20 protein-coding genes are annotated in these 20723 nt (G+C 58.1%); 15 read left to right on the top strand and 5 right to left on the bottom strand.

Going from position 1 to position 20723, the window contains the following annotated elements:
- The first annotated feature begins 289 nt into the window (after window positions 1-289).
- The 4 genes from VMJ32_08095 to VMJ32_08080 all read left to right on the top strand — a co-directional run bounded on the left by VMJ32_08095 (window position 290) and on the right by VMJ32_08080 (window position 3598).
- Entirely contained in the window at window positions 290-523 is a 234-nt protein-coding gene (locus VMJ32_08095; GenBank protein ID HTQ38974.1) for a hypothetical protein, read from the top strand.
- A gap of 768 nt (window positions 524-1291) precedes the next feature.
- Window positions 1292-1855, top strand: coding sequence for a hypothetical protein (locus VMJ32_08090; protein HTQ38973.1), 564 nt, complete (start codon window positions 1292-1294; stop codon window positions 1853-1855).
- A gap of 20 nt (window positions 1856-1875) precedes the next feature.
- Window positions 1876-2397, top strand: a complete 522-nt coding sequence (locus tag VMJ32_08085; protein ID HTQ38972.1) for a DUF420 domain-containing protein — start codon at window positions 1876-1878, stop codon at window positions 2395-2397.
- A gap of 115 nt (window positions 2398-2512) precedes the next feature.
- Window positions 2513-3598: an aldo/keto reductase gene (locus tag VMJ32_08080; protein ID HTQ38971.1), complete on the top strand. Its 1086-nt coding sequence runs from the start codon at window positions 2513-2515 to the stop codon at window positions 3596-3598.
- A 104-nt stretch (window positions 3599-3702) separates the two neighbouring features.
- Here VMJ32_08080 and VMJ32_08075 read toward each other — a convergent pair whose 3' ends face one another.
- On the bottom strand, window positions 3703-5340 hold the full coding sequence (locus VMJ32_08075) for a 2-isopropylmalate synthase (protein HTQ38970.1): 1638 nt from the start codon (window positions 5338-5340) through the stop codon (window positions 3703-3705).
- 730 nt (window positions 5341-6070) lie between these two features.
- On the opposite strand from VMJ32_08075, the gene VMJ32_08070 reads away from it, so the two are divergent.
- The 5 genes from VMJ32_08070 (at window position 6071) to VMJ32_08050 (ending at window position 10536) form a co-directional block, all read left to right on the top strand.
- Window positions 6071-7084 (top strand): TerC family protein, encoded by a 1014-nt coding sequence (locus VMJ32_08070; GenBank protein HTQ38969.1) that lies wholly within the window; start codon window positions 6071-6073, stop codon window positions 7082-7084.
- A 113-nt stretch (window positions 7085-7197) separates the two neighbouring features.
- Window positions 7198-7359 carry a hypothetical protein gene (locus VMJ32_08065; protein HTQ38968.1) on the top strand — a complete coding sequence of 54 codons (162 nt, stop codon included), beginning with the start codon at window positions 7198-7200 and terminating at the stop codon, window positions 7357-7359.
- A gap of 234 nt (window positions 7360-7593) precedes the next feature.
- Entirely contained in the window at window positions 7594-9261 is a 1668-nt protein-coding gene (locus VMJ32_08060; GenBank protein ID HTQ38967.1) for a hypothetical protein, read from the top strand.
- Between the two features lie 141 nt (window positions 9262-9402).
- Window positions 9403-9786, top strand: a complete 384-nt coding sequence (locus VMJ32_08055; protein ID HTQ38966.1) for a hypothetical protein — start codon at window positions 9403-9405, stop codon at window positions 9784-9786.
- Between the two features lie 312 nt (window positions 9787-10098).
- On the top strand, window positions 10099-10536 hold the full coding sequence (locus VMJ32_08050) for a CBS domain-containing protein (GenBank protein HTQ38965.1): 438 nt from the start codon (window positions 10099-10101) through the stop codon (window positions 10534-10536).
- Window positions 10537-10604: 68 nt separating this feature from the next.
- Here VMJ32_08050 and ispH read toward each other — a convergent pair whose 3' ends face one another.
- Window positions 10605-11546: a 4-hydroxy-3-methylbut-2-enyl diphosphate reductase gene (gene ispH, locus VMJ32_08045; GenBank protein HTQ38964.1), complete on the bottom strand. Its 942-nt coding sequence runs from the start codon at window positions 11544-11546 to the stop codon at window positions 10605-10607.
- A 113-nt stretch (window positions 11547-11659) separates the two neighbouring features.
- Between ispH and hpnC the strand changes: the two genes are divergently transcribed.
- From hpnC to hpnE, 3 genes are read left to right on the top strand one after another with little or no spacing between them, the layout of a single operon-like run.
- Entirely contained in the window at window positions 11660-12607 is a 948-nt protein-coding gene (gene hpnC / locus VMJ32_08040) for a squalene synthase HpnC (GenBank protein ID HTQ38963.1), read from the top strand.
- Entirely contained in the window at window positions 12604-13497 is an 894-nt protein-coding gene (locus tag VMJ32_08035) for a phytoene/squalene synthase family protein (GenBank protein HTQ38962.1), read from the top strand. Before hpnC ends, VMJ32_08035 begins: the two co-directional genes overlap by 4 nt.
- Window positions 13407-14963 carry a hydroxysqualene dehydroxylase HpnE gene (gene hpnE, locus VMJ32_08030; protein ID HTQ38961.1) on the top strand — a complete coding sequence of 519 codons (1557 nt, stop codon included), beginning with the start codon at window positions 13407-13409 and terminating at the stop codon, window positions 14961-14963. The genes VMJ32_08035 and hpnE overlap by 91 nt, the downstream gene beginning before the upstream one ends.
- A 50-nt stretch (window positions 14964-15013) precedes the next feature.
- On the opposite strand, the gene VMJ32_08025 is transcribed toward hpnE, so the two are convergent.
- From VMJ32_08025 to VMJ32_08015, 3 genes are all read right to left on the bottom strand, one after another.
- The gene (locus VMJ32_08025) at window positions 15014-15793 is read right to left on the bottom strand and encodes a hypothetical protein (GenBank protein ID HTQ38960.1); all 780 of its coding nucleotides are present in this window, start codon (window positions 15791-15793) and stop codon (window positions 15014-15016) included.
- A gap of 141 nt (window positions 15794-15934) precedes the next feature.
- Entirely contained in the window at window positions 15935-17281 is a 1347-nt protein-coding gene (gene lpxB / locus VMJ32_08020) for a lipid-A-disaccharide synthase (protein HTQ38959.1), read from the bottom strand.
- Complete coding sequence (locus tag VMJ32_08015) at window positions 17278-18090, bottom strand: glycosyltransferase family 2 protein (protein HTQ38958.1); 813 nt, start codon at window positions 18088-18090, stop codon at window positions 17278-17280. The genes lpxB and VMJ32_08015 overlap by 4 nt, the downstream gene beginning before the upstream one ends.
- 86 nt (window positions 18091-18176) lie before the next feature.
- Between VMJ32_08015 and VMJ32_08010 the strand changes: the two genes are divergently transcribed.
- From VMJ32_08010 to VMJ32_08000, 3 genes are read left to right on the top strand one after another with little or no spacing between them, the layout of a single operon-like run.
- Window positions 18177-18317, top strand: a complete 141-nt coding sequence (locus tag VMJ32_08010; GenBank protein HTQ38957.1) for a hypothetical protein — start codon at window positions 18177-18179, stop codon at window positions 18315-18317.
- Window positions 18314-19465, top strand: a complete 1152-nt coding sequence (locus VMJ32_08005) for an iron-containing alcohol dehydrogenase (GenBank protein ID HTQ38956.1) — start codon at window positions 18314-18316, stop codon at window positions 19463-19465. Before VMJ32_08010 ends, VMJ32_08005 begins: the two co-directional genes overlap by 4 nt.
- 45 nt (window positions 19466-19510) lie before the next feature.
- On the top strand, window positions 19511-20668 hold the full coding sequence (locus VMJ32_08000) for a PQQ-binding-like beta-propeller repeat protein (GenBank protein ID HTQ38955.1): 1158 nt from the start codon (window positions 19511-19513) through the stop codon (window positions 20666-20668).
- The last annotated feature ends 55 nt before the right edge of the window (window positions 20669-20723 follow it).

Genomic DNA, 20723 nt, shown 5'->3' with positions numbered 1-20723 from the left:
CCCCAAGGCCACATCCGCTTGACGCAAAAGACCTACGATCTGCTCCGCACCATGTCGCTTCTTCATCGCGAATCCTTTCCGGCCCAATGGGCCGGCTGGATTCTCTCATATTCCCTGGATCAGTTTTCGGGAAGGGGGTCACACCGGTGGCGTCGGTCCTGGTCCACATTGCAAACGCCGCACTCGAAGGCGGCCATGGTGCCGATGCAGGCGTTGAATCGCCGATGGTTCGCAGGTTTAAAGTCGCGCCAATTATCAAAAATTTATAGAATATCCGGAGGTCACCACTGTGCAGAAAGATGACGACGAAGCAAAATCCACTGTCCCTGATTGTCACAACTTATTTTTCATGCGGTTGGCGGAGTCGATCGGCCGGCTGGCTGGCGAATGGTTGGCCAAAATGGAAAGCGCCCCAAACCATTGCCAGGATACCCTTGGTCCCTCAGAAACGCCCGCGACGATCAGCGTGCAAGGGCCAATCGATTCGGCCGAGGTGTCTGAAGCCGGCAGTCAGCACGAGTAGAGCGGAAGGCCGCTTGACATTGCCCGTCTCACTACTGGGATGAGTGCCCAGATAAGGCAGTTAAAGCAATGCAGTAGCGATGCAGATGTAACGTTGTTCGAGCGGCCTCAAAATCCAGTGCCAGTAAGGGTGTGGAAGTTCAAGTCCTCTCTCCGATACTGTTGAAACGAAAAGGTCTTGCGACGTAAGAACGTGAGTCCCTTTTTCATTGGGCTTCGAGTATTCCGGGGAAAATCCGGGGCAGGATTGGGTTTGTGTTGCATTCGTGCCGGTCGGCGACAGGCACCGTCGCTTCCTACGATTCAACACCCTCATTCCCGCAACGGAGGCCAGCCGGATGGCAAGGCAGCCGTGCGGCTGGTTCACCAAATACATCTGGAGGCACTTGCAGTGGACACCGGATGGGTTCGGCCATCACACAATTCCATCACAGAATTGGCCGCAAAGGGAATAAAACGCTGGAAACGCTGGAAGGTAGAACCACGGTTTATTCGAAGAATACGAGGAAGGCGATTTTCTCGTCTGAATTTTAAGTCCTTTGCGTCTGCCATTCCGCCACTCGGCCGTAAATTTCGTATCCGCATGTTATCGCCAATGCGACTTGCTGACAACTTCTGGAAACATGTCAACACGCGGCCGGTGCTCGGCTTCGCAACTCACCAGGCCATGCGATGCTTTCGGACTTGGCTCTGGCGGCGTTGGCCAAAATTTGCTCAGATACAGTGAACGGTCGCTGCCCGCTCAACTGAATTCAACCGGAGAGGATTTATGCGAGCTTTCATCTATGGAGTGTGGTTCATCGTCGTGACCGGCATGCTCAGTGGGTGTGGTTCGAACACGGATACAAAACCCGCCGCGTCAGCAACACCACCATCCGCAGCACCACAAGCAGAGAACGCTGCAGACACGAAAGATTTTGTGATGCAATCTGGCGGAGCCAATGTGCTGAAGCTAACAGCGCCGGGCGGCACCAAATGCGTGGCGGAGGACGGCGAGCTTAAATTCGACGCTCCAAAATTTTATGTCGAGGTCTGGCTGGCGAGCGGAGCGAAATCGGTGGAGGAGGCGGTGGAAAACGTCAGCTCGCAAATCGTGAGTGAGTTTAAGAATTTCAAGCCTGATCAGACGACTGAATTAACTATCGCCCGCTCGCCCGCCAAACGGATGGTCGGCGTCGGCGAAGAAGCCGACGATGGCGATCCGGGCAAAGCGGACGTGATTGTGTTCAAAGTCGGCGAGCGTGTATTTGTCGCCTGCAATCACGGCGAAAGTCTTAACGACGCCGGACAGCAGGGTTTATTAACGCTGGTGCAGACCGCGCAAATGCCGTAGACGGGAGCACGTGCCAGGCCTTGAACACCTTCGTTTTATTATGTTGGCCCGCCGTACTGGCCGATTTCGCCGGCATCAACGGTTTTTTGGGGACCCGCGCGTCCATTATGCTCGACGTGGTGTTTCTGGCCATGTTCCTTGTGCTTCCCGTGCTGGGTGTCAGCATCGGGCTGGCCCGATTTCGCAAGCAATACGCCTGGCACAAGCGGATTCAATTGACGCTGGCCATCATCCTGCTCGCGGCGGTGGCGGCGTTTGAAATCGACATGCAGTTCATCAGCGGCTGGCAAACTCGGGCCATGCCCTCGCCGTATTGGCCCGGCGAAGTAAAAACGAGCCTGTACGTCCATCTGATTTTTTCCATCTCGACGTTTTTTCTCTGGCTGTACGTAGTGATCGGCGCGCTGCGCAATGTGCCGCAGCCGCCGGGGCCGTCGCCGTACAGCGGCCGGCACATTTTTTGGGCCCGACTGGCGGCGATCGACTTGCTGTTGACGGCCGTTACCGGCTGGATTTTTTACTGGCTGGCGTTTGTAGCGTAAACCAACTGCATCCTGGGCACGAAAATTGCCCCGCCTGACAAACCTGCTTCGGAATTGCTATCTTGTAGCTGGTTTGAAATAACTCCGGTCGCTTTGAATTGATGGGGAGGTCACTATGCAGCGCCGCACCGTACTCAAAGGCATCAGCGTGGCCGCCGCCGGATCGGGCTCTGTATTGGCTTTCGTCGAATCGCTGGCCGCAGGCGATGTCGCTGCCGCCGCGGAAACTGCGCCGACTGGATCTGTTGCCGCTACCATTTCTGCCATCGCGCAAAAGCGGCCGCCGGAAACCGTGCGGGGCGAGATGCGATATCGCAAATTGGGCCGCACAGGGGAAGAAGTTTCGCTCATTGGCGTGGGAGGCTATCACATTGGCAACTTCAAGGATGAAAGTGATTCCACCAAGCTGATTCGCACGGCCATTGACCGCGGCGTCAACTTCATGGACAACTGCTGGGATTATCACGATGGCGACAGCGAACGCCGCATGGGCAACGCTTTGAAAGACGGTTACCGCGACAAAGTATTCCTGATGACAAAAATCGACGGGCGCACAAAAAAAGCCGCCGCCCAACAACTGGACGAAAGCCTGCAACGGCTGCAGACTGATCACATTGATCTGCTGCAATTCCACGAAAACATTCGCCTGGAAGATCCAGACCGTTTTTTTGCCGACGGCGGCACGCGTGATGCCTTCGACGAAGCCAAGAAAGCCGGCAAGATTCGATTCATCGGCTTTACCGGCCACAAAGACCCGCTGGTGCATTTACGCATGCTGGAAGTCGCCCAAGAGCACGATTTTCATTTCGACACGGCGCAAATGCCCATCAATGTAATGGACGCCCATTTTCGCAGCTTCGTGCAGCATGTGGTGCCCGAACTCATGGAGCAAGAAATCGCCCTGCTGGGAATGAAGCCGCTCGCCGGCGGCGCCATTCTGCGCAGCAACACGGTCAACGCCACGGAATGTCTGCATTACGCTATGGCCATGCCCACTTCAGTCGTCATCACCGGCATGGACTCGATGAAACTACTTGACCAAGCGCTGGACGCCGTGAAAACATTTCAGCCGTTGGATGCCGGTGCGCTGCAAACACTGCTGGCCCGCACCGACGACGCCGCCCAGCATGGCCGGTTCGAGGGCTTCAAAACCACGAGCGGCTTCGACGGCACGGCGCGCAACCCGGCGTGGCTGGGGTAAAGCGACCGAATGTCGACTCGTCGCTTATCAAAGTCGAGTATCGCTTACCGGTGATTTCTGCTAAACCGCTAGCGGTTTAGCAGAATCGCTTTCGGCGCGACGATTCACATGCCGCTGTGCTGCGGATGTAATCGTCCACCGGGGGTGGCTGCCACGCGGTTCACCGCGTTCAAAAACGCCAGGGCGCTGGCTTCCACACTGTCGGTCGAAACGCCGCGGCCTCGGTATACTTGGCCGTTGTGTTCAATCTCCACATTCACTTCGCCTTGAGCGTCCTTGCCCACGGTGACCGAATGCACCCGGAAATCGCGGCACCGGACGGCCAGCCCGGTAATTTTTTCGATCGCCAGAAAAATGGCGTCCACCGGCCCATCGCCGGCGGTCATTTCTTCGACGAACTGCTGATCGCCGCGCTTTAGCACCAACTGCACGCTCGGCTTGCCCACGGTGCCGCAACTCACTTTGTACGATACCAGCGTCCACGTTTCGGGGACGTCCAAAATTTGCTGTTCGCACAGAGCCGCAATGTCGCCGTCGTAAATTTCTTTCTTCTTATCGGCCAGTTGCTTGAACTGGTCGAACACGGTTTGCAATTGCTCACCGGTGAGATGAAAACCCAGCGCCCGGGCCCGATCGGCCAACGCCGCCCGGCCGCTGTGCTTGCCGAGGACCAAGTCGGTTTTCGAAAGCCCTACGTCTTCCGGCCGCATAATTTCGTAGGTACGCGGCTCTTTGAGCATGCCGTCCTGGTGAATGCCCGCCTCGTGCGCAAAAGCGTTGCGGCCGACGATGGCTTTGTTGCGCTGCACCTGAATGCCTGTGATGTTGGAAACCAGCCGGCTCGTCGGCACCAGCCGCTGCGTGTGGATGCGCGTGCCGGCATGGTAATAATCGTGCCGGGTGCGCAGGGCCATCACGATTTCTTCCAGCGAGCAGTTGCCGGCCCGCTCGCCGATGCCGTTAATGGTGCATTCGACTTGCCCAGCGCCGTTTTCCACGCCGGCCAGACTGTTCGCCACGGCCAGACCAAGGTCGTTGTGGCAATGCACGCTGATGACGGCCTTGTCGATGTTCGGCACACGTTCTTTGAGCGTCCGAATCACGTTGCCGTAATGCGCCGGCGTGGCGTAACCGACGGTATCGGGAATATTGACCGTGGTGGCCCCGGCGGCAATTGCCGCTTCAACCACCTGGCACAGAAAATCAACTTCCGTGCGGGCCGCATCTTCCGGCGAGAACTCCACGTTGTCGCAATAACTTACGGCCCGCTTCACGCCGGCGACGGCCCGGCGAATGATTTCGTCCTTGTCCATTTTCAGTTTGAATTCACGATGAATGGCGCTGGTCGCCAGGAACACGTGAATCCGGGCGTCGGGCGCGCCTTTCAGCGATTCCCAGGCCCGGTCGATGTCGGCGTCGTTGCAGCGGGCCAGGCCGCAAATGGTAGCGCCGCGAATGTTCTCGCCAATTTGCCGCACGGCTTCGAAATCGCCGGGCGAGGCAATGGGAAAGCCGGCTTCGATAATATCCACGCCCAGGTCGACCAGCGCCTGGGCGATTTCCATTTTTTCGTGAATGTTCATGCTGGCGCCGGGCGATTGCTCGCCGTCGCGCAGCGTGGTGTCAAAAATGCGAATGGGCCGTGGCGGCACCGACGAGCCGCCGATGACCGTGCCGGGTTTGATGGACGATTCGGCTGAAACAGATTTCGGTTCCGATGTTTTAGTTGATGGTGCAGTCATGATTTATGGCTTTGTGTCGTTGGAATTGCGGAGTGGAGAAACGTCGATACGAGTTTTTGCGTCATTCAAGCCCCGGGGGTTGCAACCCCCGGGCTTCTGCCCGGGTTCACAACCCGGGCCGGAGCAATACCAACCACGCCCTACTGGGCTGCGTGCGAAATGCACAAATGAAGCACGATGCAACCATTGATTTTATCTCCGCCATAAAGCCGCGACCGTTGGTCGCGCTTGGCACACATTAAACTTTTCCACTTCCGCGCGACCACCGGTCGCGGCTTTATGAAATCGAATCGCTAAATCCAACAAAAAACCCCAAGGCTTTGGTGTGGCCTTGGGGTTCTGATGATATCGTGTGAATGCACGAACCCTACGGCCTACTCCCAGTAAGCAATAAATCTGTAAGCAACAAGCTGGACAACAACAGCCGTGGTTCGCACATCGTCGTATAATCCTGCTAAAAACAACTGCCCGAAACCTGCCCCAACTCCAAAAAACCGCCTACTGCTTTTCGACCATCTCTCTACCGCAACTTTAGATGATCGACCGTAGCGGGTCAAGCGATTGGCCTCTCTGCCAATGCGCCAATACCTGCGACAATCGGCTGATTCCCGCGGTTCGCTTCGCCTTGTTGCCCCCGTCGGTTAAACCTATGATTCGCCGGAGGTTGCACGATTTTGGTATCTGTCGTATCGAGATTACATCCCGCCGGTCGCCGTAAACACTGCCCACCATGCACGCTGCGTTTCAAATTTCGATCGGTCGTCTGTTGGCCGAGCAAACCGCCGCCGCACTCCCCTCCGGCATTCAGGCCCAGTGGTGGCATTGGGTGGCGTTTGGCGTGTTTGTGGCGGTGATGCTGGCGCTGGATTTGGGGGTGTTTCATCGCCACTCGCGGGAACCGACGCTGAAAGAAAGCGCTTTTTGGACCGCCGTGTGGACGGCATTGGCGTTGGCCTTCAACGGTTTGGTGTGGCGCTGGGGCGGCTCAACCGCGGCCGTGCAATTCCTGACCGGTTATCTCGTCGAATGGTCGCTGTCGATGGATAACGTGTTTGTGTTTGCCGTCATCTTCACGTTTTTTCAGATACCGCTGGAGTATCAATATCGAGTGTTGTTTTGGGGCATTTTGGGCGCGATTTTCATGCGTCTGGCATTCATCCTGGTGGGCGCCGCCTTGCTGGAATACTTCGAATGGATGCTGCTGGTATTCGGTGGCCTGTTGATTATCACCGGGCTGCGGTTGGCCTTGAAGCACGAAGAGACGCATCCGGAAAACAATCTGATAATGCGGTTAGCCCGGCGATTTTTGCCCGTGGCCGGTGGTTCGCACGGCAACCGTTTTTTTGTGCGCGAGAACAGCCGCCGCTGCATCACCCCGCTGTTTTTGGTGCTGCTGGTGGTGGAAAGCACCGACGTGCTGTTTGCCGTCGACAGCGTACCGGCCATTTTCGGCGTGACGCGCGATCCGTTCATTGTGTTCACTTCGAACATTTTCGCCATTTTGGGCCTGCGGGCGTTATACTTTTTGCTGGCCGGCGTGATGGGCCTGTTCCGCTATTTGCATTACGGCCTGGCGGCGGTGTTGATTTTTGTCGGCGGCAAGATGATGGCCGAGTATTTTTTTGATCTACACTTGTTCAAAGATTATCCTTGGATTTCGTTGGCCGTCATCGCCGCCCTGCTGGGAATTGCCATCGTGGCTTCGCTGGCGGTCGGAAAGCCGAAAGCGGTAAATGACCAATGACAAAGCCACAATGACCAATGCGCGATGCATTTTCAGATTGGTCATTGGTGCTTGGACATTGGTCATTCAGATGTAATCCGTCTCACCACCCTCATCAATCCACACTGGACCCCATGTATCATTTTCTGCACAAACATCGGCATTGGTTTTTTGCACTGGTCGTATTGGCGGTTGCGGCCCTCGTCTGGTTCCAATTGAAAGGCGATCCAGGCGGGCCAATTCCGAATGTCCCGGCCAATCGGCCCACGCAGCCGGCGCCGGCCGCCGGGCAATAGATTAGGGTTCAGGGTTCGGCGAATGGTTGCGGGGTTTCCCTGCCCCCTGTGTCCTACACCCTGAACCCTTTCCTGCTTGACTTTTGCCGTGATTCGGTGTGGAATTGATCTAGGGCAGCACGCGGCCATGAATCGGAACTTTCGGCCATTCAATAGGGGCTTATGGTCCGCCGGATTGGAGAAGCGATGCACACTTGCCCCCCCGCAAATTTCCTTGCCCGCTTTCTGCGCGCCATGCCAGTACAACGAAGCCACCGTTGTCGTCAGGGCCTTACGCTGGTCGAAATGCTGATTTCGCTGGTGTGCGTCATTTTGCTGATGTTCGCTTACACGCAGTTGTTTAGCGACGTCGGCGGCCGCATCGGCGATGCCCGCTCGATGATCGAGCTGACCAACCGCATGCAAAGCGCGGCCGGGCGGTTGCGGACCGATTTAGCCGGCCACACGTGCAACATGCTTCCCTGGCAAGATCCGGCGGCCGGGGGCGGATATTTTGAAATTATCGAAGGCCCGCTCAGCGATCAGAACCCGGGCCTCACCGGCTATTCCGCCTCGGCCACCTACAACCTGACCGATACCACCGCCACGCCGAACACCGTCTACCCGATGGGCGACACCGACGACGTGCTAATGTTCACCGTCCGTAGCAAGGATGTGCCATTTACTGGACTATATACCGACACCACCGGCAAAACGCAAACCGTGCAATCGCAAGTCGCCGAAGTGGTCTGGTTCCTCCGGCCAACGCTCCTGTCCGACGGCGTCACGCCAGTCAACCCGCCGATGTTCACGCTGTACCGCCGCGTGTTTTTGGTGATGCCGACCTATCAGGGCAATCAAACCGTGCTGACCGGCGCCGCGCCGACGACAACCGCCGGCCTGCAAATGCCCGTGAGCACGTTCTATCAAAACAACGATATTTCAGCCCACATCGACGAATCCACAGGCACGCCCGTCGCCGTGGCCAACACCCTGGGCGATTTGACGAACCGCGAATGCCGCTTCGGCCATGCGTTTGTTAATAACGCGGCTTCGTCGAACGGTTTTCCGCACCGTGTTTATCCGCCTTATTTGGTTCCGCTAGGCGGCAGTTTGTCGAACGGCACTTACACCGTTGACACAAGCAATGCCCGCTTTGGGCAAGATGTCGTGCTGACAAATGTCATTTCGTTCGATGTGCAAGTGTGGGACCCCACTGCGCCGGTGTATTTGCAGGGCACATCGCCCAGTCAGGTAACGGTGGCGCCAGGCGATTTTGGGTTTACCAAAATACCAGGGCAGTTGAAGACGACGCCCATATCGCCAGTGTCCTTGTATATTTATCCGACTGCAGATGCCGCGGGCGCCTTTGTCGATTTGAATTGGGCGGCAACCAACAATTTGTATAGCTCGTACATTACTCTCGCCACAACGACGACAGCGAATGCCGTGGGACCATGCGGGAAGAATGTGGCGGGCGTCAACAACGGCTCCATTCCGCTTTTGGCGCTGGCCGATTGCAGCACGCAGAATATGAGCCCGTTCTACTCCACCGGATATCCCAAGTCGCAATTAGTGGCCGCGAGTCCATCCGCTGGACCGGCAGCGCCGACCGACTTTACCAAGAACTGGCTCTTCGACGATCATTTAACCAGCAATCTGCCTGATTATGGATTGTATGGCTACACGCCCGCCACATTCGACACCTGGTCGACTTATTACGAACACGATGGCCTGGATCAAGACGGCAATGGCGTCGTCGACCAGGCGGCCTCCGGCTTCCAAGATTTTGCCAACAACACAGAAACTTCGCCCCCCTACCCTGTTGCGCTGCGGGGCGTCAAAGTGACCATCCGTTGCTACGAGCCTGACAGCCGCCAGACACACGAAATTAGTGTGGTCGAATCGTTCGTGCCGCAGTAGAAAAGGCAGAAGGCAGAAAGCAGAATGTAAAACGCATAGCGTTCTGTTTTCGTCCAGGTGTTTCACCTCAATCCTGCGTCTGCCTTATCCGGGTTCCCCCTTCCGCCTTCCGCCTTCTGCCTTCATCCTCCCGTCTTCCCCATGATTCCCCACCCGATTCGCCTGCGGCAGCCGTGGGAAGAGTTGCCTGACGCCTCGCCGGGGCGAGTGGCATATCGCCGGCGATTCAAATGCCCCACGGGCTTGGACACCTGGGAGCGGGTGTCGCTGGAAGTAGATCGGGGGATTTTTTTGGGCGAAATTTCGCTAAACGGCACGAATTTGGGCCGGCTTGAACCGGGGCAATTCTTTTCGGCCGACATTACCCCGCTGCTAAAGCCCGCCAATGAGCTGATGGTGTCGGTCGATCCGCACTCTGCGGTTGCGCAGCCGCCGCCATCTGCATCGGTTTATATTATCGATCCTGAAGAACCACTGGGAAGCCCCATTGGTGATGTGCGATTGGTGATCCGCACAACACAATGACCAATGCCCAAGCACCAATGACCAATGATTAAGCGGCAATGCCCTAGCTGGATTGAACCGCATATTGGTCATTGGGATTTGGTCATTGGTCATTCTCTTCCCGTTCGTGATTTTTTTCACAGTCTCAGCGCATTCCAATTCCTGCATCTACAAACTTCCATTTTCAAAAAAATCGCTTTGACTGCCCGCTCCTTTTCCTTCTATGCTTGTAATGGGAGCGGCGCGCGGCAACTCAACATGGCTGCGCTGAAAGAAGAGGCTGCCATTTCTGGTCAGCATTTCTTATCTGGGTCAGGAAAGCGAGGAATTGTTATGTCGCTTGCGCAAATTCTGCAGCACAAAGGCTCCCGCGTGTTAAGCATTTCGCCCCATGCTACGCTGGCCGACGTCGTGCAAAAGCTGGTCAAAAACAATTGCGGTTCACTCGTGGTCTGCGAGGAAAACGATTGCAGCCACTTGCTGGGCATTATCACCGAGCGCGATATCCTTAAAGCCTGCGCCATCCATCGGGCTCCGCTGGAGCAACTTCGTGTGGAAGACGTAATGACGGCTGATTTAGCCACTTGCTCGCCCAACGACAGCGTGCAAGACGCCATGGGCGTGATGACCGACCGCCGCATTCGTCACTTGCCGGTCATCGACGACGAAGGAAAACTGGCAGGCATTGTGTCCATCGGCGACTTGGTCAAACACCAGCATGACCAACTGACGATGGAAAACCATTACCTGAAAAGCTACATCCACGGGTAAGAAAAGCCCGAATCAACAAGCACCAATGACCAATGATTTTCTGGTCATTGCGACTTGGTCATTGGTCATTATCTTTCTACGCCCGTCAGTACGCGCAATTCTTTCGGTAGCGCAAAGAACACTTGCTCCTCGCGCAGCGTGCGTTCTTCCACCGTGGCGCCGAAGTGCCGTTTCAGTAATTCGATGCACTGCTGCACCACCGTTTCCGGCGCGCTGGCGCCGGCGGTAATGAGCACCGTCGAGTCCGGCTGGAACCAGGATAATTCGATGTCCGGCGGGCCGTCGATCAAATAAGCGGGCGTGCCGGTTTCGGACGCCAGCTCCGCCAGCCGCAAGCTGTTGGAGCTGTTCTGGCTGCCAATTACCAGCACTACGTTGGCCTCGGACGATAACTGCCGCACTGCCTCCTGCCGGTTCTGTGTGGCGTAGCAAATATCTTCCTTGGGCGGCCCAATGATGTGCGGGAACTTTTCCTTCAGCCGCTTAATGATGCGGTTGGCGTCGTCGACCGAGAGCGTTGTTTGCGTGAGATACGCCAGCTTGGTTTTGGATGGAAATTCCAATCCGTCGACCTCCTCGGCCGTCCCAACCAAATAAAACGCATCGGGCGCTTCCCCCATAGTGCCGATCACTTCGTCATGCCCGGCATGGCCCACCAAGATGATTTTGTAACCTTGCTTCGCATACCGCACCGCTTCCAAATGCACTTTGGTCACTAGCGGGCACGTGGCGTCGATGGTATTCAGCCGCCGCTCCTGAGCCACACGCCGCACTTCCGGCGAGACACCGTGGGCCGAAAACAGCAAATTCGCCCCCTCGGGCACTTCGTGCAAATCGTCCACGAAGACGGCCCCTTCCGCGCGAAACCGCTCCACGACGTGCTTGTTGTGCACAATTTCATGATAGACGTACACCGGCGCGCCAAAAATGCCCAGCGATTTTTCCAACGTGTCGATCGCCATGTTCACGCCCGCACAAAACCCGCGCGGACTGGCCAGAATAATTTTCATCAGATGACGATTCTTTCGTCTGGAACAACGATGCTTCCCACGCCGCTATGCGTTATCATAATGTGCCGCCCACTTCCCGGATAGGCAGTTTCGGCAAACCGCTAGCACGCAGCATGTCTCAAATTTCGTTCCCTGACGAACTTGCGCTTTACGGACCGGGCCCCGCTGCGCAGCCGTGTCCCACGTTGGCCGCAGCGCAAACGTATTGCCGCCGCTTGGCCCGATGTCATTACGAAAACTTCACGGTCGCCAGTTGGTTGTTGCCGGCGCAACTGCGCCAACATTTTTGCAATATCTACGCCTATTGCCGCTGGTCGGACGACCTGGCCGATGAAACCGCTGGCGGCCAGCAAAGTTTGCTGCTGCTGGATTGGTGGCAATCGCAACTCGACGATTGTTATCGCGGCGTGGCCAGCCATCCCGTGTTCGTGGCCTTGGCGGAAACTATTCGCGGGTTTGAAATTCCCATTGAGCCGTTTCGCAGTTTGCTGATCGCCTTCAAGCAAGATCAAACTTGCACGCGATACGAAACTTTTGACGATCTGCTGGCTTACTGCCGCAATTCCGCCAATCCCGTGGGCCGGCTGGTGCTGTATTTGGGCCGCTGCCACGACGAGTCCCGCGGCCTGCTAGCCGATTCTATTTGCACCGGCCTGCAACTGGCGAATTTTTGGCAAGACGTGGCCCGCGATTACCGCATCGGCCGCATTTACCTGCCGCAAGAAAGTTGTCGCCGCGCGGGTTACCCAGAAGCTATGTTCGCCCGCGGCGAGTTCAATCCGCAATTTCGCGAGTTGCTAGCCGGCGAGGTTGCGCGGGCAGAAGCGTTCTTCGACGCCGGCCAGCCGCTGGTGGCGCAGGTTCCGCCCAGTTTGCGAATCAGCGTGCAATTGTTCATCGATGGCGGGCGGGCGATTTTGCAGGCCATTCGAAAACTTGATTACAACGTGTGGCACACCCGGCCGGTAGTAGGCAAGTGGAAAAAGCTCAATCTGCTGTTGGGCGCATGCCTTGTAAGGCGGCGGATTGCAAATCCGCCATCGTCGGAGGCGCGGCCGTGAACTCACTTGCCGCCAGTTACGCCTTCTGCCAACGGCTGGCGCGAAAGTCTGCCTCGAACTTTTATTACTCGTTTTTGCTGCTGCCGCGGGCCAAGCGTCGGGCCATGTGCGCCCTGTACGCCTATTTGCGCCACGTGGATGATCTGGCCGACGACGATCGCCGCGACGTTGCCGCCCGGCACGCCGCACTGATCGAATTACGAGCAAGCCTGCAACGGCCGTCTTCCAACTGCACGGCCAATCTTATCCTTCCCGCGCTTGTCGATACCGCCGCTCGCTACCGCATTCCGTTGGAGTATCTCACCGCCGCCATCGACGGCGTCGAAATGGACCTCGCCGGCCGCCGTTACGAAACTTTCGCCGATTTGGAGCAATACTGCTATTGTGTGGCGTCAGTCGTCGGATTGGCGTGCATTCACATCTGGGGGTTTCGCAGTCCGGCGGCGCTGGAGCCGGCCCGCCGCTGCGGCGTGGCATTCCAGCTCACGAATATTCTGCGCGACCTCCGCGAAGACTCCCAGCGCGGCCGCCTCTATTTGCCGCAGGAAGATTTGCACCGCTTCGGTTACACTGCCCAACAACTCCGCGGCTCCAACGATAACTCCCCGTTTTTTAATCTCATGCAATTCGAAATCACTCGGGCTGAACAATTTTATGCCGCGGCCGCTGAACTCGAACCCTTGCTCCAGCGCGACGGCCAGCGCGTGTTCCGCGCGATGACGGCCACCTACCGCGCCGTGCTGGCGAAAATTAAGCGCCGCCCCGCCGACGTGTTCCGCCGCCGCATTCGGCTTAGCCCGTGGGAAAAAGCACGCATCGCTGCCGGCGCACTGCTGGCGCGACCGACACCGCCATCCGCCGCATCGAAGTGGGAAACCGTATCGTCATGAACGGGGCAGAACACGAAGCAGTTGACCGCACGTCGTCAGAACGCTCGGGTGCCCCGCGAGTAGCCATCGTCGGCGGAGGATTGGCGGGCTTGGCCGCGTCGGTGGCGTTGGCCGATGGCCAGTTCAACATCACACTGTTCGAAGCACGTCGCCAACTGGGCGGCCGGGCTGGATCGTTCCGCGATTTGGCCAGCGACGCCTGGGTCGATCATTGCCAGCATGTCAGTCTCGGCTGCTGCACAAATCTCACCGATTTCTGCCGCCGAACCGGCTTAAGCGATTTGCTCCGCCTCGACCAAACGCTCCATTTTTTTGGCCCAGACGGTCGCCGCTGCGATGTCGCCCCCAGCCGCTGGTTGCCCGCACCGCTGCATTTGCTGCCGTCGCTGTTGCGGTTGAAATATCTCTCTCGGCGAGAAAGGCTGGGCATTATTTCCGGGCTGCGAAAGTTGGCACGCACGCCGATCAAAGACGATGCGGCTTCACCGACGATTGGCCATTGGCTCCTGACTCACGGCCAAACCCAGCGGGCGATTGATCTGTTTTGGACGCCTGTCATCGTTAGCGCCTTGAGCGAGACGGTGGACCGCGCCGCCGTGCCGCCGGTGCGAAAAGTGTTTGTCGATGCCTTCCTCGCCTCGCGGCAAGCCTGCCAGCTGCAGATTCCCCGTGTGCCATTGGGCGAATTCTACGGCCGGCGTTTGGAACAATGGCTGCGCGAACATGGCATAACGCTGCGACTGGAATGCGCGGCAAAACAAATCATCGGCGCTAGCCAGGGCGTGAACGAAATTGAGTTGGCCGACGGTCAGCGCCTGCCCGTGGACTATATCGTGTTGGCTGTTCCCTGGCGGCGCGCGGGCGAATTATTGCCCGACCGGCTGCGGGCCGCGCTGCCGGAATTAAAGCAGACCGATGGTTTGGAATCGGCCCCCATCAGCGCCGTGCATCTGTGGTTTGACCGGCCGATTACTGATTTGCCGCACGCGGTTTTGCCGGGCCGCACCAGCCAATGGGTGTTCAATCATGGCGTGCAATCGAATTCGACGGGTGCTGACGATCCGCCGGCGGACGCGCATTATATTCAAATCGTCATCAGCGCTTCGCGCGGTCTGGCCTCGCAGTCACGCGAAGCAATTATCGCACAAGTGCGGCAAGAGCTGGTCGAGGTGTTGCCGGAAGCAGCACAGGCGAAGCTGCTGCAAGCGCGGCTCATTACGCAGCAGCATGCGGTGTTTTCGCCGCTGCCGGGTAGCGAACACTTACGTCCACGCCAACAAACCGCGGTGCCGAATTTGTTTTTGGCGGGCGATTGGACTGCCACTGGCTGGCCAGCCACGATGGAAGGAGCCGTGCGCAGCGGATATCTGGCCGCAGAAGCGGTTCTTTTGCGCCTCAATCGCCCCACGAAAATCCTGTCGCCCGATTTACCCCGGCCGTGGCTGGCGCGGTGGCTGACAAGCTAAACCGCCAGCGGATGGATTCATCACTTTCCTGCGCGACAACAGCTTGTCCGCTACCCCAACTGCTCGATAATGCCTTCCAAGAAAGCGGCCAATTTTTTCGAGCAGACCAGCGCAGCCTCGCGGAAGCGCCACAAATCTTTCACCGTTGACGGCCGGCGAATGATCGAGCCGGCCGTGGCGCCAATCCGCCGCATCCATGTGGGGCGAGTAACCAACCGCTCGATGTCGGCCGGTAATTCCTCGTCGACCGGATCGCTCACGACCCGCACGGCCAAAAAACGCTGCTTTTCGCGGCGACATTCCTCGGCCACGGCCAGCGTTTCCATATCGACGGCCAAGGCGCCGTGCCGCTGACCCAATTGCAGCTTCTCCGCGGCTTTGAAAGCCACCCGATCAATCGTCAACAGCGGCCCCACGTGCAGGCCGGGAGTCGCTGCTTGTTGCTGCGGCGAAATGTGAAAATCGATCGCCAAGCGCCGGCCATCTTCGCCCAAGATGCAATCGGGCATGACGATGTCGCCACGATTCACATCGGCCTGAAGCCCCCCGGCCAAGCCCGCAGAGATCACCCAGCGCGGTTTGTGCCCGACGATGAGCGCGGCCGTGGCCATGGCAGCATTTTTTTGTCCCACTCCGGAGTGGACAATCACCACGCCGCGCCCTTTCAAACCACCCTGCCAGGCGGTGTACCGGCTGCCGCGGACGGCAATTTTGCCAGCCAATTTGTCCTCCAGCGCGCCGGCTTCCAAGCCCATGGCAAACACCAGGCCCACATGGCACGGCGGCAAATTTGCCTCGGGCAGATCGCTGGCCAATGAATGGTACGACATGCAAGCAATGATCGAAAATAGGACGGTGCAATGCCTGGAACACAAGCCCGCATGGTTTACAAGATACTTGCCTTTAGCACGCGCCGAAAGAGACTCGGCTGCAGAAGTGTGAAGCAAAACGAATACGGCGGAAGCGGCGTCTCAGGCCGCCTTATCCATGCGTCGCGGACCATCGTTGTTGGGCGCCGTTTTCGATTTGCTGCGTGCCTGTGCCTTGAGTATTGCCTTCTCCGCTCCGCCGCTGCTGGCCACGATCATGCCCGGCGTGAAATGCGGCCTGGGCGGCTGGGAATGCAGACGGGCATGATGCTCGGCCTCGGCCAAAATCAATTCGGCGGCCATTTGCGAGGCGCCGCCATGCCCCACTTTCGCCTTCAATTCCGCCAACTGCGCAATCAACCCATCGCGCCGCTCGTCGCTGGCCAACCACTGAGTTACATGCGCGGCGATTTGCAGCGACTTATCTTCGTAGGTTAAATACTCGGGGAACAACACCCGGTCGGCATCCGGATCGGTGGGACTATACGGCGTGGTATCGGACGGAAACAATTCCTTGGCCGTCAGTAAATTCACCAGCGTAATGTATTTGACCCGGCGAAACATTTGCTGCACGCGATAGGCCAACGGTGTGATCCAGTACAGCACGACGGTGGGCTTTTTGTGATACAACAGCTCCAGCGAAACCGAGCCGCTGCACGCCATGCAACATTCGGCCAACTGCATCAGCTCTGGCGTTTTGCGAACGTACACTTCCGCCGGCAGCTTGGCCTGTTCGATTAATCGCCGGGCGATTTGCGCCTGATGCGGCTTGAATGCCGCCACGGCAAAGCGAACTTTTGGAAACCTCACTTGCACCAGCGCCGCCGCTTTCAAAAACCACTTCAAGTTGTGCTGCACTTCCTGCGTGCGCGATCCGGGCAGAATGGTAATCAAGCGCCCTGGCTTGCGGCGCATGGCATCCATGAACGCTTCGTCAACTTTGTGCTCCCGCACTTCGTCGAAAAACGGATGCCCCACGAACGTCGCCCGGCAGCCTTGCTCGCGAAACCACGTTTCTTCAAACGGCAGCGCGCACAAGACGTGATCGACAAACCGCCGCATTTTTTTGATCCGCCAACTGCCCCACGACCAAATCTGCGGCGGGCAGTAATACAACACCGGAATGCCATGCGCCTTCGCCCGCCGGGCTATCCACCAATTGAAGCCCGGGTAATCGATCAGCACCACGGCATCGGGCCGCTGGTGGCGAAAGTAGCGATCGGCCCGGCTGGCCAGCGCCAGAAACTTGTGCAGGTTCAGCAGCGCCCGCAAAAACCACATCACCGCCAGGGCGGTCAAATCGGCATGCAGCGTGCAACCGGCGGCGGCCATTTCCGGCCCGCCGTAACCGACGCACTGCACTTTCGGGCGCAACCGACGCAACTGGCGAATCAAATTCGCCCCGTGTACGTCGCCACTGGGTTCTCCGGCCGAAAAGAAAATTTTCATGCGCGTTTCACCAGCGGCGGATGTTGCCCGGACGGAAAAGCAACTTCGCTGGCGGCGTGATCATGGCGCATTGAATTTTCCCCGCCACCGACAATCCGCAGCGCGGGCCGTTCGGCCATACCACCGGCAAACAATTCGCAAACGGTTTGACTCCGCCAGCGTCGGCAATGCCACCAGGCAGCCAGCAAATCGCCGGGATTGGCCCGTAAGTCTTGCAGCGGCTGGGCTGGACCCTGCCGCTGCACGTACGCTTCGCAGACGCGAAAGCCCCGTGGTCGAACCAGGGCAGGCAAATACCGCGCCATGCCTGCCGTAAGATTCAGGTCGCTAAACACTTCGCGCCGCGCTGCCCAAAACAAGCAATCAGGATCGTGCCCATCGAGTCCCAATAGCAACCACCTCGGAACTCGGCCGATGCGCTGCCACAGCTTGGCCGCGCCAAAGTGGCGGCGGCGGCCCATCACCAAATCGCCGCGCTGCAGCAAATTTAACAGCGCGGGGATTTGCTCAGGCGGGTAGGTCAATCCTGGCTCAAGGGCAATCAGCACTTCGCCCCGGGCAGCACGAATTCCCGCCGCCAGTGCCACGCTTACACCGGCCGGCTGATCCAGCCGCAACGCCCGCAATGCGCGGCATTCCATCAATAGCTTTTCCAGCAACCGCTGCGTGGCGCTGCTGGAGCCGTCATCGACGACGACAATTTCATACGGCTCCCCCAGCTTATCGAGCACCGCAGCCAGTCCGGGCAACTGCCGCCGGACTTCGTCCCCGCGATCCTGCTGCGGAATGATAACAGAATTTCGAATCATCGTCGCTTCCTTGCGACCGAATTCCCCCGGCGTTTCTAACCGCAGTGACGCAAAGGCACAGAGATAACGAACCGCGGGAAATTCGCATGCCCGTGAAAAATCGAGTAAAACCGGCCGCGGAGTATCTCAAAACCGTGGAACCCCGCAAAGGGCATTTCATGCTAGCATACGGCCTGGGCATCCGCTCCCTGCCGTCTCCGCGCCCCTTGGTTACAATCGAATTATGACGCCGTTTGATTTTTATCCGCGAACACGCATCGTCTTCGGCCCGGGCAAATTGGCTGCGCTGGGGGAGTTGGCCGGGGAATTGGGCGCGCGGCGAGTGCTGGTGGTGAGCGATCCGGGCATCGTGAAAGCCGGCCACACGGCGCGGGGCATGGAAATGCTCCAGCAGGCCGGCATTGAAGCGCAGTTGTTCGACAACGTGGGCGAAAATCCGACCACAGAACATGTCGATGCCGGATTGAAAGTTGCAAAACGCTTTCAGCCGCAGTTGATTGTCGGGCTCGGCGGCGGCAGCAGCATGGATTGCGCCAAGGGAATCAACTTTCTGTACACAGGCGGCGGCACGATGCAAGATTACTGGGGCATCGGCAAAGCCACCCAGCCCATGCTGCCGATGATTGCCGTGCCCACCACCGCCGGCACCGGGAGCGAAACGCAATCGTTCGCGCTCATCAGCGACGCCAAAACGCACATGAAAATGGCCTGCGGCGATAAAAAAGCTAGCTTCCGCGTGGCGCTGCTTGATCCGGAATTGACGGTGACCCAACCGTCGCGAGTGACGGCATTGACGGGCATCGACGCCGTGGCTCATGCATTGGAAAGTTATGTGTGCCGCACGCGCAATCCGGCTTCGATGGCCTTCAGCCGCGAGGCGTGGTTGCTGTTGGGCGCCAACTTTGCACACGTGCTGGCCGCTCCCACGAATTTGGAAGCCCGCAGCGGCATGCAGTTGGGCGCCTGCTTTTCAGGCCTGGCGATTGAAAACAGCATGCTAGGCGCGGCCCACGCATTGGCTAATCCACTGACGGCACACTTCGGTATTGCGCACGGCCAGGCAGTCGGCATGATGTTGCCGCACGTGATTCGCTTCAATGGCGAAGAGTTCGGCCATTTATATTTCGAGCTGTTGGAATGCACTGCCGGCGGAAATGGCTTTCCCGAGCCCACGGCGGGTTACCGGGGTCTGGCCGATTTTGTGGCCGCTTTGGTCCAGCAGGCGGGCTTGATCAGCCGCTTGCGTGAGTTCGAGATTCCAGCCCACAAGCTGGAAACGTTGGCCACCGATGCCGCCAAGCAGTGGACGGCCGATTTCAATCCACGTAAAGTGCAGGCGGAACAATTGCTGTCGCTGTATCAAGCCGCTTATTAATTGACCAGAGCTCAGCCATTGATGCGCACCAGATCAATATCGATTGTGCTTTTGCTTGTTTTCTTGTGTGGCTGCGGAACGCAGAACACTATTCCTACAGCCAACGATAATTCAGGGCTTAAGGCTGCCAGTGACGACGATGGTTCCACCAGCGGCCAGTGGCCGGTGTTTCGCGGCAATGCACAGGCGACGGGGGTGGCGGAAAGCCATTTGCCACCGCAGTTGCAGTTGGCGTGGAAATACGCGGTCCAGAAGGGATCGTTCGAGGCCACGCCGGTGGTGGTCGACGGCGTGGTTTACATCGGCGACATGGACGGCACGTTTTACGCGCTCGATTTGCAAACCGGCAAGGAGCGGTGGAAATTCGACATCGGCAAAGACAAGGCCGGCTTTACCGCCGCCGCCGCGGTGCGCGACGGTTTGGTTTACATCGGCGACATGGATGGAAATTTTTTCTGCCTGGATGCCCGGACAGGCGAGAAAAAATGGACTGCCACCGCGGGGGCCGAAATTGATTCCGCGGCCAATTTCTATCACGACAAGGTGCTGTTCGGTTCGCAAGATGCCACGCTGTATTGCTTCGACGCGAAAACCGGCCAGAAGCAGTGGACGCATCAAATTGGCGATCAAATTCGCTGCTCGCCCACGGTCGTGGACGATTGTTGTTTTTTGGCCGGGTGCGACGGCAAGCTGCACGTCATCGATTTGCACGACGGCAAAGAAACCGGCGCGGTGGAAATTGCGGCCCCCACCGGCAGCACGCCGGCCGCGACGGGCGAGTTGATTTATTTCGGCACGGAAGGGGCCACGTTTTTTTGCCTCAATTGGAAGCAGCTCAAGGAAATTTGGAGTTGGCAAGATAAACTCCGTGGCCTGCCGATTCGCTCCAGCGCCGCACTGACGCCGCAGGCGGTTGTTTTCGGCGGGCGCGACAAAATCGTGCATGCGCTCGATCCGAAAACGGGCGAGAAATTATGGGATTTTCCCACCAAGGGCCGGGTCGATAGCTCGCCGGTGGTGGTCGGGCGGCGCGTGTTTGTCGGTTCTGCTGACGGGCGCATTTATGGCCTCGACGTGGCTTCCGGCGAAAATGTTTGGGAGTACGAATGCGGTGGCGCGCTGGTCGGCAGTTTGGCTGCGGTCCAGCGGCATCTTGTTATTGCCAGCGATGCCGGAGTGGTATACTGCTTTGGAGAGAAGTAGCAGAGGGGCATGGTAGTCTGGTGTCTGGTCGTCTGGGGCGATATTGCATCCGTTG

It is taken from the genome of Pirellulales bacterium (assembly GCA_035499655.1).
Taxonomy (GTDB): Bacteria; Planctomycetota; Planctomycetia; order Pirellulales; family JADZDJ01; genus DATJYL01.
The sequence above is the reverse complement of the archived record's forward strand: the minus strand, read 5'-3'. Positions and strand labels throughout refer to the sequence as shown.